At 62.9% G+C, this 14161-nt stretch carries 13 protein-coding genes and 1 pseudogene; 7 read left to right on the plus strand and 7 right to left on the minus strand.

Annotated elements, in window-relative coordinates; translation table 11 throughout:
- Nucleotides 1-10: 10 nt before the first annotated feature.
- Together LB577_RS00820 and LB577_RS00825 are read right to left on the minus strand one after the other, a co-directional pair.
- Nucleotides 11-1795, minus strand: coding sequence for a bifunctional alpha/beta hydrolase/class I SAM-dependent methyltransferase (locus LB577_RS00820; protein ID WP_411969175.1), 1785 nt, complete (start codon nt 1793-1795; stop codon nt 11-13).
- Between the two features lie 36 nt (nt 1796-1831).
- Complete coding sequence (locus tag LB577_RS00825) at nt 1832-2440, minus strand: CDP-alcohol phosphatidyltransferase family protein (RefSeq protein WP_023766481.1); 609 nt, start codon at nt 2438-2440, stop codon at nt 1832-1834.
- Between the two features lie 257 nt (nt 2441-2697).
- On the opposite strand from LB577_RS00825, the gene LB577_RS00830 reads away from it, so the two are divergent.
- The 5 genes from LB577_RS00830 to LB577_RS00850 all read left to right on the plus strand — a co-directional run bounded on the left by LB577_RS00830 (nt 2698) and on the right by LB577_RS00850 (nt 7984).
- The gene (locus LB577_RS00830) at nt 2698-3177 is read left to right on the plus strand and encodes a MarR family winged helix-turn-helix transcriptional regulator (RefSeq protein ID WP_224685154.1); all 480 of its coding nucleotides are present in this window, start codon (nt 2698-2700) and stop codon (nt 3175-3177) included.
- On the plus strand, nt 3174-4361 hold the full coding sequence (locus tag LB577_RS00835) for an HlyD family secretion protein (RefSeq protein WP_224685155.1): 1188 nt from the start codon (nt 3174-3176) through the stop codon (nt 4359-4361). Before LB577_RS00830 ends, LB577_RS00835 begins: the two co-directional genes overlap by 4 nt.
- 307 nt (nt 4362-4668) lie before the next feature.
- Nucleotides 4669-6204 (plus strand): DHA2 family efflux MFS transporter permease subunit, encoded by a 1536-nt coding sequence (locus tag LB577_RS00840; protein ID WP_224685156.1) that lies wholly within the window; start codon nt 4669-4671, stop codon nt 6202-6204.
- Between the two features lie 282 nt (nt 6205-6486).
- Nucleotides 6487-6906 (plus strand): ArsR/SmtB family transcription factor, encoded by a 420-nt coding sequence (locus LB577_RS00845; protein WP_224685157.1) that lies wholly within the window; start codon nt 6487-6489, stop codon nt 6904-6906.
- 640 nt (nt 6907-7546) lie between these two features.
- Complete coding sequence (locus LB577_RS00850) at nt 7547-7984, plus strand: hypothetical protein (RefSeq protein ID WP_023766485.1); 438 nt, start codon at nt 7547-7549, stop codon at nt 7982-7984.
- A gap of 256 nt (nt 7985-8240) precedes the next feature.
- Here LB577_RS00850 and LB577_RS00855 read toward each other — a convergent pair whose 3' ends face one another.
- The 3 genes from LB577_RS00855 to LB577_RS00865 form a co-directional block, all read right to left on the minus strand.
- Nucleotides 8241-8753 (minus strand): CAP domain-containing protein, encoded by a 513-nt coding sequence (locus LB577_RS00855; protein WP_224685158.1) that lies wholly within the window; start codon nt 8751-8753, stop codon nt 8241-8243.
- Between the two features lie 125 nt (nt 8754-8878).
- Nucleotides 8879-9454: a DUF308 domain-containing protein gene (locus tag LB577_RS00860; protein WP_224685159.1), complete on the minus strand. Its 576-nt coding sequence runs from the start codon at nt 9452-9454 to the stop codon at nt 8879-8881.
- Nucleotides 9455-9530: 76 nt separating this feature from the next.
- The gene (locus LB577_RS00865; protein WP_224685160.1) at nt 9531-10124 is read right to left on the minus strand and encodes a TetR/AcrR family transcriptional regulator; all 594 of its coding nucleotides are present in this window, start codon (nt 10122-10124) and stop codon (nt 9531-9533) included.
- Between the two features lie 198 nt (nt 10125-10322).
- Between LB577_RS00865 and LB577_RS00870 the strand changes: the two genes are divergently transcribed.
- Together LB577_RS00870 and LB577_RS00875 are read left to right on the plus strand one after the other, a co-directional pair.
- On the plus strand, nt 10323-11147 hold the full coding sequence (locus LB577_RS00870) for a DUF2189 domain-containing protein (RefSeq protein WP_224685161.1): 825 nt from the start codon (nt 10323-10325) through the stop codon (nt 11145-11147).
- A 70-nt stretch (nt 11148-11217) separates the two neighbouring features.
- A complete protein-coding gene (locus LB577_RS00875) occupies nt 11218-11388 on the plus strand; it encodes a hypothetical protein (protein WP_224685162.1) in 171 nt (56 codons plus the stop codon).
- Here the strand turns inward: LB577_RS00875 and LB577_RS00880 are convergent.
- Together LB577_RS00880 and LB577_RS00885 are read right to left on the minus strand one after the other, a co-directional pair.
- The gene (locus LB577_RS00880) at nt 11385-12017 is read right to left on the minus strand and encodes a LysE family translocator (RefSeq protein ID WP_224685163.1); all 633 of its coding nucleotides are present in this window, start codon (nt 12015-12017) and stop codon (nt 11385-11387) included. The genes LB577_RS00875 and LB577_RS00880 overlap by 4 nt on opposite strands.
- Nucleotides 12018-12145: 128 nt before the next feature.
- Nucleotides 12146-14129 (minus strand): annotated as a pseudogene (locus tag LB577_RS00885) (pilus assembly protein TadG-related protein).
- Nucleotides 14130-14161 lie beyond the last annotated feature (32 nt).

Raw genomic sequence — 14161 nt, forward strand, 5'->3', positions numbered from 1 at the left:
GCGGCGGGTCCTACAGGCGCCGCGCGACCGAGACGGTGAAGATGCCCCATTGGTCGATGCGCTGGTCGAGCTTCTCGAACCCGGACGCCTCGACGAGCTGGTCCATTTCGCCTTGCGTGCGCCGGCGCATGACCCAGGCCTGGCCACCGCGATGCGAGGTCAGGCTGCGGGCGATCATCTCAAGCTGCGGATGCCAGGGCTGGTTGGTGTAGAGGAGCAGGCTGCCCGGCTGCATGGCGCTGGCCAGTCCACCGAGCGAGCGGGCGATCATCGCATTGTCGCAGAACAGTTCGTAGAGGCCTGAAACGATGGCGAGGTCCGGCGCCGGATCGGTCGCGGCGAGCATGTCCGCATCGAAAGCGTCGGCGCGCTTGAACGAGATGCTGGCCGGGAAGTGCCGCTCGGCAATAAGCTTGCGGCCGAGCTCGACATTGAGGTCGGAATAATCCTGCAGGCGAACGCTTGCCGGCTGGTCGGGGCTCTTCACGATCGCATCGAGAACATAGCGGCCGTGGCCGGCGGCGATATCGAGAATGTGGGCCGGCCGGCCGGCGGCCTTCAGCGTCGCCAGGCAAGAGCCGATCAGTTCTTCCAGATGCAGCTTGCGCTGGCGGATGCCGCGCCAGCCGATGGCCTCCAGGAAGATGCGGTCGACGAAGCGGCCAAGCGGCGTCAGCCCGCGCGCGTCGTTCTCATAGACATAGTCCAGCGTCGAGCCGGAATCGAAGCCGGTGGTAACACCGGCCTTCATGCCCGACGAGACCCAGGCGCCCATGCGGATGGAGGCGCGGCTGAACGACCAATAGAGGCCTTTTGGCGACAGCAAATCGAGCGGCGAGGCAAGCCGGTCGGCTTCGTCGCGCGTGTAGCCGGCAATATCGGCCTGCTTCAGGTCGGTCACCGCGTCCGGCGCCGTGAACTGCTTGGCCAGGAACGGCCGGATCAGGTCGAGGGCCTGCGCCCGGTCGCGCTCGCCCAGCGTGTCGTGGAAGAAACCCGGCAACACATGTCGTTCCTTGGTCCTGCTGCCGAGATTGACGAAGAATTCGTGCTGGGGGCCATGGCGTACCACCCAGTCGCTTCCCGAAAGCAGAAGCTGCGTCGGCACGGTGATGGCGCGGGCGTCTGCGACGATACGGGCGGCGTGCTGGTAGAGTTCGACCAGGATGTTGGAGGCGATCGGCCGCGTGATCAGCGGATCGCTCTCGAAAGAGGCGATGCGCACGGGATCATGGGTCAGGAATTTCGCCTTGACGTAGGAGTTGACGAAGAAACGGCCCTTGAGCCTTTGCCAGAGCGCGATGCCTTCCTTGGCGAAGGGCACGTAGAGCTTGACCGAAAAGGCCGGCGAGGCCAGCACCAGGGCGCGCAGTTTCGGCGCATAGTCGTGCACCCAGGCGGCGGCAAGCACAGCGCCGAAGGACTGCGCAATCAGCGCGATATCCTGCGTCGCGAAGCCATCCCTGGCGGCGATCTCGCGCATGAAGCAGTCTATGTCGCGCACCAGCGCCGCGAAGGACGGAGCATAGCCGCGTTCGCCGGACGAACGGCCGTTGCCGCGGGCATCCCAGGCATAGAAGGCGTGATCCGGCATCTGCAATTCGTCGACGAGATGGGCCATGCGGCCGCCATGTTCATGACCGCGATGGAAGAGCACCACCGCGCCCTTGGCATCCGCGCAAACCGCCGGCCAGAACCGGTAGAAGATTTCGGTCCCGTCGTGGCTAAGGAAGACACGCTCTTGTGCTTGCCGGCCAAGGCTTTCGGCAGCCGCTGCGATCGATCCGTGCATCATGGTCTTCCCCTCTGGCGGCATGGCGAGCACCGGTGCTCAGCTGGCGCTGCCAATAAGGCCGGCGCGTATCCGGTTTATGGCGGTCAGCAGCGAAAGCGTTGCCATGGCCGGAAACACAAGCGGCGCGATGGATGGAGACCACAGATCGGCGGCGCACAGAACGGCCACCACGCCCAGCGCCAGCGCCCTGTCGCTCTTGCCGAACGGCCCGGCATAATTGCGCCCGATGCCGGCCGCGATGCCGAGCACACCTGCGAACTCGGTCAGCACCGCAGTGATGGCAAAGGCGATGACACCCCATGTATTGAACAGCGCAAAGGCTGCAAAAGGCAGGATCAGCGCCAGGTCTGAAACGACGTCGCAGATCTCGTTCAGATACATGCCGAGCGTCGAAGCCTGGCCATGTTCGCGCGCCAGCATGCCGTCCACCGCATTGAGCGCCATGCGCACGAACAGCACCACGGGAATGAGCAGCAGTGGCCAGCGCCATTCAGGCAGGGTCGCGATGACCGCTCCGGCCGCGATCGACATCAGGGCAGCCAGGATGGTTACGCTGTTGGCGGTGACACCGATGGCCGCCAGCCGGTTGACCAGCGGCCGCAGTCTCCCCTGGAAAGCCGGCTTGAGCGCGTAAAGCGTCGGCATTGCGTCGATCCCCCGATCCTGACTGCGGCTGTACATGAATATGTCGTACGCGACCAGCGGCTGCAGCGCCCAAACGGGTGCTGGCGTCTGATATGGCGGATTGGACGCTGCCCGGAGATCGGCAGTCGCTAGCTCGGGCCGCGAGTGTCACCAGTCGCTAACCACGATGACATTGCGCGGCCGCCATGCGCATGTGCCGGCTTTCAACCGCGATATAGCGGCTTGAATAGTGAGCACGCTTATCATATATACCGCTCATGGTTTCAGATGGCTTGGACAGATTGGGATTTTTGATCCACGACGTGCAGCGCTTGATGCGCAAGCGTTTCGAGACGCGCGCCAGCGGCCTTGGCCTGTCCTCGGCGCAATGGCGGCTGATGGTGCGCGTCGCCAAGGAAGCAGGCATCACGCAGGCGCGGCTCGCCGAACTGCTCGAGATCGAACCGATCAGCGTCTCGCGCCTTGTCGACCGGATGGAGGAGGGCGGCTGGATCGAACGCCGCGCCGACGCCGCCGATCGCCGTGTGCGCATGATTTTCCCGACCGCCAAGGCGAGTGCCGCCTATGCGGAGGTCAAGAGCCTGGCTGGCGAAGTCTATGAAGAATCGCTCGTCGGCGTTTCGCCGGAGGATCGTCGCGTCCTGATCAGGGCGCTCGACGCGATGGCACGGAATCTCGGCGACGGCGATTCGCCGTCCGACGAAAAGATCAAGAATACAGAAGGCGCAGCAGCATGAATGCCGTAGCGAAGATAGACGAGAACGAAAGCACTCCCAAGGCGGAGATGGAAGCGCCGGCCAAGCCGGCCGCCACGCCCGTCGCGGCGGCCCCAGTGGTGCCGGAGCCGGTCCCGGCGCCAAAGAAGAAGCGCCGCATCGGCCGCTCGCTCTTGATGTTTGCCTTGCCGGCGGCGCTGGCCATCGGCGGCGGCTATGTCTGGGTCACCGGCGGGCGCTACCAGGAGACGGAGAACGCCAACCTGCAGCAGGCCAAGGTGTCGATCGCCTCGGATACGGCTGGCCGCATCGTTAAGGTCGCCATATCCGACAACCAGCTGGTCAAGCAGGGCGATGTGCTGTTTGCCATCGATCCCGAGCCTTACCGCATCGCATTGGCCCAGGCCGACGCGGCGGTCGCGGTCGCACGCGTCGGTATCGAGCAGTTGCGCGCGGCCTACAGCCAGGCGACGGCGCAGCAAAAGTCGGATGCCAGCGAGGTCGCCTTCGCCCAGTCGCAATACGACCGCGCCGCCGACCTTGCCCAAAAGGGCATCAACGCCAAATCGTCGCTCGACCAGGCCAAGAACGATCTCGACAAGGCCAGGCAGCAGCTGGCGGTTGCCGAGCAGGGCATCATCAGCGCCAAGGCGGCGCTTGCCGGCAATCCCGACATCGAGACCGACAAGCATCCGACCGTGATGGCGGCGCTCGCCGCGCGCGACAAGGCCGCCTACGATCTGGCGCAGACCACGGTCAGGGCGCCCGCTGACGGCGTCATCAGCCAAGCCTCCTCGTTCAAGGTCGGCCAGTATGTCGGTTCCGGCACGCCCTTGTTTGCGCTGGTAGAGACCGGCGACACCTGGATCGACGCCAATTTCAAGGAAACGCAGCTGACCCACATGAAGCCCGGCCAGAAGGCCGAGATCGTGGTCGACACCTATCCCGGCCGCACCTTCGAGGCGACGGTCAAGGCGATCGGCGCCGGCACCGGGGCAGAGTTTTCGCTGCTCCCGGCGCAGAATGCCACCGGCAACTGGGTCAAGGTCACGCAGCGCATTCCGGTGCGCCTGGAACTGACGGACCCCGACGCCAAGATGGCGCTGCGCACCGGCATGAGCGCCGCCGTCACCGTCGACACCGGTGTGGCGCGTGGCTGGCCGTCGATCTTCGGTCACGCCACGGCCGGCGAGACCGCGCAGTAGAAAGCGAAGCCCGCCGGGACCAGAGGCGGGTGGAAGCGAACAGCAGGATTGGTCTGATGGGAGTGGTGGGAAGGATCAGCGTTTGGCCGAACCGCGTCGCGGCTTGCCCGAATTTTGAAACCTTCGACACGGACCCGTCGGTCCTCATGTTTCCGGGCGGCAGACATCCGCTCATCAGAGACTTCGGTCGATGTAACCCCCACATCGACAAATCGCGTCCCACCGCGATGAGGGTCTCTCAACGGAAGGCATTGCCGCCCGGAAACCCGTTGTACACGTTTTTGTTACCGGCTGGAAGTTCAACGCCATGAGCACGCCCGAACCTTTCAAGGAAGTGCCGCATCGCGGCCTGATCACGGTCGCGCTGATGCTGGCGACGATCATGCAGGCGCTCGACACCACGATCGCCAACGTCGCGCTGCCGACCATGACCGGCGATCTCGGCGCCTCGCCCGACAATATTAACTGGGTGCTGACCTCCTACATCGTTGCCGCCGCCATCATGACGCCGGTGACCGGCTGGCTCGCCGACCGCTTCGGCCGCAAGGAACTGTTCCTGGGGGCGGTTGTCGGCTTCACCGTGTTCTCGATGCTGTGCGGTATCGCCTGGAGCCTGGAGAGCATAGTGTTCTTCCGTCTGATGCAGGGCGTGTTCGGCGCGGCCATCGTGCCGCTGTCGCAGACCTTCCTGCTCGACATCAACCCCAGGGAACGCCATGGCCAGGCAATGGCCATCTGGGGCGCCGGCATCATGCTGGGGCCGATCCTGGGCCCGACGCTGGGCGGCTGGCTGACCGAGAATTTCAACTGGCGCTGGGTGTTCTTCATCAATTTGCCGGTCGGTATCATCGCCTTCCTCGGCATGGCGGCCTATCTGCCGGCAGTTGCCCGGCGGGTGCGAAGCTTCGATTTCTTCGGCTTCGCCATGTTGTCGCTGGGCGTCGGTGCGCTGCAGCTGCTGCTCGATCGCGGCGGCGAGGTCGACTGGTTTTCGTCGGTCGAAATCTGGATCGAGCTTGCTCTTTCGATCACCGGCTTCTGGGTGTTCATCATTCACACGGTGACGGCGGAACGTCCTTTCATCGATCCCAAGATCTTCCTCGACCGCAATTTCGTGACCGGGCTAGCCTTCATCTTCGTGATGGGCGTGCTGATTCTCGCCTCGATGTCGTTGCTGCCGCCGATGCTGTCGACCATCTTCGGCTATCCGACCGTCACCATCGGCATCGTCCTGGGGCCGCGCGGTGTCGGCACGATGATTTCGATGCTCGTCGTAGGGCGGCTGATGAACAGGATCGACGCCAGGATCCTGGTCGTCATCGGCTTTCTGTTGACCGCGCAGTCGCTCTACACCATGTCCTCCTTCACGCCCCAGATGGACAACTGGCTGATCCTCAGCTCCGGCGTCATCCAGGGCCTGGGCATGGGAATGGTGTTCGTGCCGTTGTCGACGGTAGCCTTCGCCACGCTCGACGTGCGCTTCCGCACCGATGCCACCGCTTTGTTCAGCCTGGTGCGCAACCTCGGTTCGTCCATCGGCGTGTCGGTGGTGACGGTCTTGATGGTGCGCAACACGCAGGTCAATCACACCGAGCTTTCGGCCTTCATCAACCCGTTCAACCCCAATCTCTGGGCGGTTTCGCCGGCGGCCGCGGGCGGCGATCCGATGGCGCTGTCGGAGGTCGATCGCATGGTCAACATCCAAGCCATGATGATCTCCTACGTCAACGACTTCAAAATACTGATGATGATGACGCTGCTGGCCATCCCGTTCGTCGTCCTGCTGCGCAAGCCGAAGGCCAGTCCGGCCGCCGGCGGCGCGCCTGCCGCGCATATGGACTAGCGAGCCTTGATGTCGAAACCTGAGGGGTCGCGATGACACAGGGCAGCCAAGCCTCGGCCGGGGCCGCATCGCCCCAAGTGGTGCGGGCCGCGCTGTGGCCGAAGCCGACCGTACCCATTCGGACGAATTGACTGCACAAAGCTTCAGCAGCAATTTGCTCCTGTTAGGGCAGATATGCCCCCAACTCCAAGCCTGCCCTGACAGGAGCTCGCTGGTTTCACGGCTGGCGAGCTTTCTGATCATTTGCTTTATTAGAGGCATCTCAGCGATTCGGGGTCACTGTTGACCGGCGGCACGAGCATGGTTTCATACGTCAGACAGCGACTTGCGGAAATCCAAGCCGACCCTGCCCTGCGGCGTCGGCCAGCCAAGCCCCTTAGCTTCCAGAAACAGGCGGTTGTGGTGGCGAAGTTTCTGGCCGCCTTGGCGCACGAGAAGCGCCTCTTGACCTGCATTCATCTGATGGACGGCGAGAGAACGGTGACGGACCTGCTCTCGCGCGTGGGCGGGACCCAGCACTCCCTGTCGCAGCACCTGGGCATGCTTGTTGAAATGGGGATAGTTGAAAGTCGGGCCGAAGGCCGGTGGCGGTACTATTCCTGCAAATCGGAAGCCGCCAAGGATGTCATCAGAGTGCTTGATCTTCTGGCCCGGAACAATGCGCTTCCTGCGCCCCCGTCTGGTGCGCTAGAGCGACCTTGAAGTATCGGACGCGGGCTTTCACTGTCTCGCCATAGGCAATCTCGGCACGACATTTGCTTCTCCCAGTCCAGCATGGGTCCCAACGGCCCGTGTAGTCCCAGAATCCCGGGGACGCCCGCCGCTGCCGTGAATGGGGCGGCGGGATTTGCGTTTCGGTATTCCTGATGCTTGACGAGGGCCGTTTCACCTCCGTCCGCAACTGCAATCTGTCGACCGTTGTGACAAAGGCTATCGAATCTCGGGTCTATGCAACAAATTGGCGCAAAGATTTTCGAGTGGGCGAACAGTCGCGGCATCTTAATCAAACAACGCTCAAAAACGGTATGGACTGCGGCAGGAAGCTATCGAGGCCGCAATTTTGAAGTTAAGGGCCGTTCGGCAACAATCGCGCTCGCACTGTGGATAGAGGGCTCTCGGTACAAAGGGCCACGGACTTGAGGCCGTTCTTCGCAGCGATGCGGTAGATCCCATGTTCCATATGTTGTTAACGATCGACATTTGGCTCGCCGCCGAGCCGGCAGTCCAGTCAGCCTGAGCTGACGGTTGCTCAGCTTCGGAGACAACAGTTGACAGTTTTCGAACTTGAGCGCCGAGTCTCCCGCGCGAATTATCGCACGACTGCTCAAAGGGAGGACCGTACATGGAACACCTTAATCGCAGATCAGCCCTTAAATTTGGTCTCGCTGCGACCGCCGCGACCCCCGTATTTTCATTAGCAGCGCCGGCGGAGGCGGCAGCTCCCAGCTATAGCGCCACTGATGGTATGGACATGGGACACGGACGACGGATGGTGGAAGTCGGGGAGCAGGAGTCACAGATCAGTGCTTACAAGAGCATCAAGATAATCGATGTGATCTATCAACCCGGAGCTTCCGATCCGGACGACCAGCCTATGATGGACATGGACATGATCTGCCACATCATTGCCGGTGAGTTCAAAATCGAGAAGAAAGGTATTCCGGCCTATACCGTCAAAGACGGCGGCCTCTACAGCTGCGGCAAGGGAAAGTCGGATAAAGCCACTAACATCAGCAACGTGGTTGGCATCCATCGAATTGCACTCTTGATCCCAGCTTAAGGTCTGCGACGCATTCGCAACGGTGGCGACTTTGTCGCCGAGCCGTCCGTGTGGCGGTGGCAAGCTGCCACACGGCAGGCGTTATGGGTGTGCAAGATGAGGAAGCGGCTGCTGGAACCTAACGCAGTCGGGATTAAGCGGGATAGAGATCGATGAGGAAGTTGACAGCCTCTACCGCGCCATCCTGGAAGCCAGTGATGTCGTTCCGGCATGGGGCGCGCTAACGACGTAAGGAAAGTAGGATAGCCGGGAAGCTCTACCTGCCCAGCACCAGCGCCCAATAGCGCAGGTTAGGGTCACGCCCGTCGCGGACGTAGGCGAGCCCGAAGCGGCTGAAATCCGGATCGAGTATGTTGCGCCGGTGGCCCTGCGAATGCATCCAGATGTCGAACAGTTTTTGCTGGTCGAAGCGGCCTTCGGCGATGTTCTCGGCCGCGGCCCCCCGTACTCCGTTGTCCTTCATGCGCGAGGCAAAATCCTTGCCCCAGCCCGTGGTGTGGCTCATGCGCTCACGCGACGCCATATAGCCTGCCTGCTGCAGCGCTGCCTGCTCCAACTGAGCATCGGGGACGAGCGGCCCGAGCCCCGCGGTGGCGCGCAGGCTTGCCAGCGTGCCGGTCGCGGAGGACGAGACTCCGGCGCCTTGCCCGGTCGGCAGCGAAACGGTGCCGCAGGCGGCAAGGCCGGCCAGGGCCGCGAGACCGATCAGAAGGGCACGCCTGCTTAGGCGCGGTTCGACGGCGGAATGGGAACGAGCAGCAGTGATCATTCCTGCCTGAATAGTCGCGATCGTGGCTTTTGACGGGCAAGCGGCGAAATTTTTGCGCCGCCGCCCTTTGCGCCAATCGGTTCCTGCCAGTCCTTAAGGACAACGAGGCGGCCTGGGACGGCGGCTTATCCAGCCTTCCGCCGCGATTGGCTCACGCTCAGCCACACCGCCGAAACCAGGAAGTAGAAGGCGCCTACCGCGGCATAGCCGGCCACGTTGGTGATGGAGGGCGGCATCGGCATCCGCGCCTGGATGATGAAAAAGCTGCCCGCCAGCGCTGATTGCCCGCCGCTCAGGATCATCGCCCACTGCGCGCCAAAACGCTTCCAACGGCGGACGGCGGTGCCGAGCTGAAGCAGGCCGGACAGGATCGCCCATACGCCGAACACGCCGAGCACCCAATTCATGTTCATCGTCAGCGCGAGAACCACCGCGAGCGCTGTCGCCAGGCTGGCCAGGACGTTGATGGCCTGCGTGCGATTGCGTCCCAATCCTCCGCTGCGCGGTGCGTCGACAAAATTGGCCAGCGCATCCCATGCGGGATAAGCCACGAGTAGAACCGCGGCGACCGCCAAGGAATGCTGTCCCACCGTGAAGGCAGCCGCCACCCAGGCCGCCGAGAATGCCGTCCGGGCGAAGTAGTAGAGTTTGAGCCATTGTTCCTCGCTGGCCCTGGGAAGATCGCCACTGTGAACCGTCATTGGATTGTCCTTTCGACTAATAGGTAGGGATTCGCGACGAGCGTCCCGGAGTAATTTGCGTTGTGGTGTTTGAGACCTAGGACCGTATCTGGAGCGAAGCGAGCCGCTCCAGGAGCGGGCCCGTCACGGCGCCGAATATCTTCGGATCGCCATAGGCCCGCGCCGAAAGCATCGCGCCGTGAACCGTCGCCATGAACGCTTCGGCCTCTGCGCGAGGGGCGGTCATCAGGTGCAGCTGGCCATGCCGCGCCCCGCGCTCCAGCACGGATGTCAGCCACGCTGACAGGGAGCGGAAATGGGCGCGGACCTCCAGGCCAACTTCCTCGGGCAGGACCGGGAGTTGGCCTGCCAGCAGCGCGCAGACGCAGAATGGAGCGCTGGCGTCCGCGATACAGGCTTCCCAGTACCCAACATAGAGCCGAAGCTGTTCGAGCGGGTCGGAGACCTGCAGTTCGAGATTAGCCATCCCCGCTTCGGCTTCTTCCCGATACCGCGCAACCAGCGTGCGGACCAGGTCGACCTTGCTTGGGAAATGGTGATGGATGCTCGCCTTGCGAATCCCGACGACGTCGGCGATGTCGGCATAACTGAAACCGTTGTAGCCGCCAGCGACGATCAGCGAACGCGCGCAAGCCAGGATGTCGTCGGAGGTCGTAGACAGGTTGCTCATGGCTCTTACCTACCTTCTGGTAGGATGGTCGTCAAGTGGACTAGCTTGGGTGACGGTGAGCACAATCTTGTGATGGCGTATCCAAGACCATCGATTTGGCGACAAGCCCTGGCAAATCGGCTATGCTGCCACATCTACTAGTGGCAGCTGCGGGCGGCCTCACGGCGGTGACCGCCCCCGATTAACGGAGGGAAGGTTATGGCCAGCTTTCATGTCATGGCGGACGCGCGTGGAATGCATGTGCAACCGACGGTGCGCCACATCACCACGTCGGATCTCTGGGACGCGTTGCGGCTCGGCGCCGAGGATTTCTGGGCAAAACCGTCCCACTATGTGTTCCTGTGCCTGATCTACCCGATCGTCGGCCTGATCCTCACCCAATGGTCGTCGGGCTCCAATGCCATCCAGCTCGTCTATCCCTTGATGTCGGGCTTTGCATTGGTCGGCCCATTCGCCGCCATCGGCCTTTACGAGATCAGCCGCCGGCGCGAACTCGGCATGAACACCAACTGGCGGCATGCCCTCGATGTCCGCCACTCCTCGGCACTGCCATCGATTGCGGTCATCGGCATCATGCTGTTCGCGCTGTTCCTGCTGTGGCTGTTCACGGCGCAGTCGATCTACACCAGCCAGTTCGGCGACCAGCCGCCGGCTTCCGTCGGCGCCTTCCTGCGCGACGTGCTGACGACCAGCAAGGGTTGGACGTTGATCCTCGCCGGCAATGCCGCTGGCTTCGTCTTCGCCGTGGTCGTGCTGGCCACCACGGTGATCGCCTTCCCGCTGTTGCTCGACCGCGATGTCGGCGCCGTTTCGGCAATCGAGACTTCGGCCCGCGCGGTCATGGCAAATCCGCTGCAAATGGCGCTGTGGGGCCTGATGGTCGCCGTGCTTCTGGTGATCGGCTCGGTCCCGCTCTTTGCCGGCCTGGCCGTGGTCATGCCGATCCTTGGCCATGCCACCTGGCACCTCTACCGCAAGGTGATAGAGCCGGAGCGGACGCAACAGATAAGGCGGCCGATGTAGGCAAGCCGGCGCCAATCGCATGCAACGGCCGGGACCGCTTGGGAAGCTTTTCCGGCCGATCTGCCTTGGCATGGCCGGCTATCTCGCTTGCGCGCCCGTGAACGCCCAAGAAGCGGTGCGATTTCAAAGCGCGGCGGTCGCGCCGACGCCGTATAGCCACCGGGTAGAGTACAATGTGGCTGCCACCGAGCAATCGATAACCGACGTACACGTCTTCCTGAAAGAAGCGTTCGGCGGCTAGCGTTGCGCGTCGGTCGCCATCTTCAGGGCCAGCGCCGTCAGCACCGTGCCCATCATCCAACGCTGGATGACCAGCCACAATGGCCGGCCGGCAAGGAAGGCGGCAATCGAGCCTGCCGTCACGGCGATGAGGGCATTGACGCTGAGGCTGATCGATATCTGCGTCGCGCCGAGCACCAGAAGCTGCGACAGCACATGGCCCTTGCCGGGACTGATGAATTGCGGCAGCAGCGACAGATAGAGCACGGCCACCTTGGGGTTGAGGAGATTGGTCATCAGCCCCATGGCGAACAGCTTGCGCGGCCCATCCTTCGGCAAATCGCGCACCTGGAACGGCGAGTGTCCGCCAGGCTTCACCGCCTGCCAGGCCAGCCACAAGAGGTAGAGCACGCCGGCAAAGCGCAGCGCATCATAGGCGAAAGGCACGGCGAGCAGCAGCGCGGTGATGCCGAACGCAGCCGACACCACATAGAACAGGAAGCCGACCGCAACCCCGCCAAGCGAGATCAGCCCGGCCTTCGGCCCTTGCGACAGCGAGCGCGAGATCAGGTAGATCATGTTCGGGCCTGGCGTCAGCACCATGCCGAGGCAGACCAGCGCGAAAGCGACATGATTGGCGGTGTCGGGCATTGTTCGTCCCCAAGGCTCGTCGCGGCGTGTCGCGATGGATGCGGGCGATCTCGCGAGCGCCCAATATGTGCCCGTCGCGGCAGGCGCCCGCAAGGGCTTGGCGGCGCCACGCGTTGCGCCAGGGAAGCTTAGCCGACCACCCGCAGGTTCGACAGTTCGTTGCCGATTTCCTTGAAATCGTTCGACAGGCTGGCCCCGGTCGCATTCCAGAACAGCTTCGCCGGCTTGCTCGGATCGGTCGGGTCCTTTCGGAAGCGCGACTCCGACGAGCAGGATTTCAGCGCATCGATCGCCAGCTTGTCGCTGGCCTTGGTCGGCGACAGGTCGAGCGCTACCGTCATCACCATGATGTTGGCCGCCTTTGCGTTGTTGCAAAGCGTTGCCATCTGCTCGTTGAGGGCGTTCGTGTAGTTTCCGTTCGAATAGTCGAACTGACCGATGGCGGTCGATGTGCCCATGAACATCCGCCCGACCGAGGTGCCGTTGTAACCGGGGTTGAGATAGCCGTAGGACGCATAGGTCGATTTCGAGTCGGCGGGATCTGAATAACTCAGCGAGGACGGCGTATAGTAGGTTGGCGCCGTCGGTCAAAACGATCACCACCTTGTCGTTGCCTTTTTCCGTCTCCAGGCGCCCTTGCGTGAACGGCTCTCCGCTCGAAACCACCCGCCAGCCCCACGCCATGCCCTCGGGAACATTGGTGCCGCCGTTCGGCTGCATCAGGTCGATCGCGGCCTTGATCGCGGTGGCTCCATCGGTGACGCTGACATCGGTCAAAGGCGTGATCGCGTTGGTGGTGCAGCTGTAGTTCGGGCCGTTGCCGGTGGGCAATGCCGGTGCATTGATCGGCCGCGGCTGGAAATACTTGGCCATGTTGCGCAACCGTGATTGGCCGCTGGTGCTTGAAGGATCGTCATTCCACCAGCTGTTCACCGCGCCGTAGGTCACCGGGGCGGCCTCGTCGGGATCCTGGGTGAGCTTCCAGTGATTGCCGGGTTCGTCCGGGGCGAACATCGGCACGAACATCGTTGCCGGATCGCCGACGCCTATGCCGGTGTTGGCCGAGCCGCCGGACGGCGGGGCGTCGTTGACATTATAGGGGTAGGGCCGGGCTTCGACGCAGCCCTGCCAGCTGGCGAACGGGCCATAGGTATCGACGTAGTCGTACTCGTTGTGGCTGCGTTTGCAGGTGTTGTTCGAATAATATTCGTCGCACACCACGCGCTTGCTGTTGACGACACGCTCGTGGTTGGTGACCACCTGCATGTCGCGGTAGAGCGAAAACCGGGTCAGCATCTGGCCTTCCTCGCTGCCCCAGCCGGTGCCGCGCTTGTACCAGATGCCGTTGGTCTTCTGGGCGTATTTGTCGGCGGCGTTCAGCGTCGACCAGTCGAAATTCTCGTTCGACAGAGGAGACAGGCCTTCGGTGTCCATCCATGATGCGTTGCCATTGCCAGGGCCGACATTCACCGAGGCGGCGAATGGCACGAGGCCGAATTGCACCGGCTTGTCGACCTGCTTGATCATGACCGCCTGCTGGGCAAGCGTGTCGACCAGCTGCTTGGACGCGGTCTTGAGGAGGTCGATGCGTTTTTGGCCCGAGCCCGTGCCGAGCGTTGTCATCGATCCGGAATTGTCGAGCACCAGGGCAACTTCCAGAGTGTTCTTCAGCCGCACCTGGGAGATGACGTCGAAGCTGATGCTCTGGTTCGCATCGGTTGCGGATTTGCCGACGAGCTGGGCGAAGGCAGGATAGAAATAGGGCTTGTAGTTCAGCCGGGCGGTCATCTTGAGCAAGCCGCCGCCGGCGGTGTTGCTGGGCAAGGTGACATTGAGCGTCGCGTTGGCGGGATTGAGATCGTTCAGGTTGGCATTGAAGAAGTCGAGCGCATAGGCTCTCAACTGATCGTCGGTCGCGCCTTCCGTCAGCCGGCGCGCCGTGGCGAAATTGGCGGCGTCGAGCGCGTTCGTCACCATCTGCTTTTCGCGGTTCATTTCCGTGAAGTCGATCGCGAGCGCCAGGCCTCCCATCAGCGGTATCATCGCCACGGCTGTCATGAGAGCATAGTTGCCGCGCCTGTCGCGGCGGAACTGACGCCAGATTTCATGCATGTCTTGCAGCGGCCCCCGCCGGCGGATTCTCG

Source organism: Mesorhizobium sp. B283B1A (assembly GCF_020165735.1).
Taxonomy (GTDB): domain Bacteria; phylum Pseudomonadota; class Alphaproteobacteria; order Rhizobiales; family Rhizobiaceae; genus Mesorhizobium; species Mesorhizobium opportunistum.

Coding starts and splice junctions, on each gene's coding strand:
- LB577_RS00820 (WP_411969175.1), bottom strand. CDS start 1,795: ATGATGCACGGATCGATCGCAGCGGCTGCCGAAAGCCTTGGCCGGCAA.
- LB577_RS00825 (WP_023766481.1), bottom strand. CDS start 2,440: ATGCCGACGCTTTACGCGCTCAAGCCGGCTTTCCAGGGGAGACTGCGG.
- LB577_RS00830 (WP_224685154.1), top strand. CDS start 2,698: ATGGTTTCAGATGGCTTGGACAGATTGGGATTTTTGATCCACGACGTG.
- LB577_RS00835 (WP_224685155.1), top strand. CDS start 3,174: ATGAATGCCGTAGCGAAGATAGACGAGAACGAAAGCACTCCCAAGGCG.
- LB577_RS00840 (WP_224685156.1), top strand. CDS start 4,669: ATGAGCACGCCCGAACCTTTCAAGGAAGTGCCGCATCGCGGCCTGATC.
- LB577_RS00850 (WP_023766485.1), top strand. CDS start 7,547: ATGGAACACCTTAATCGCAGATCAGCCCTTAAATTTGGTCTCGCTGCG.
- LB577_RS00855 (WP_224685158.1), bottom strand. CDS start 8,753: ATGATCACTGCTGCTCGTTCCCATTCCGCCGTCGAACCGCGCCTAAGC.
- LB577_RS00860 (WP_224685159.1), bottom strand. CDS start 9,454: ATGACGGTTCACAGTGGCGATCTTCCCAGGGCCAGCGAGGAACAATGG.
- LB577_RS00865 (WP_224685160.1), bottom strand. CDS start 10,124: ATGAGCAACCTGTCTACGACCTCCGACGACATCCTGGCTTGCGCGCGT.
- LB577_RS00870 (WP_224685161.1), top strand. CDS start 10,323: ATGGCCAGCTTTCATGTCATGGCGGACGCGCGTGGAATGCATGTGCAA.
- LB577_RS00875 (WP_224685162.1), top strand. CDS start 11,218: ATGGCCGGCTATCTCGCTTGCGCGCCCGTGAACGCCCAAGAAGCGGTG.
- LB577_RS00880 (WP_224685163.1), bottom strand. CDS start 12,017: ATGCCCGACACCGCCAATCATGTCGCTTTCGCGCTGGTCTGCCTCGGC.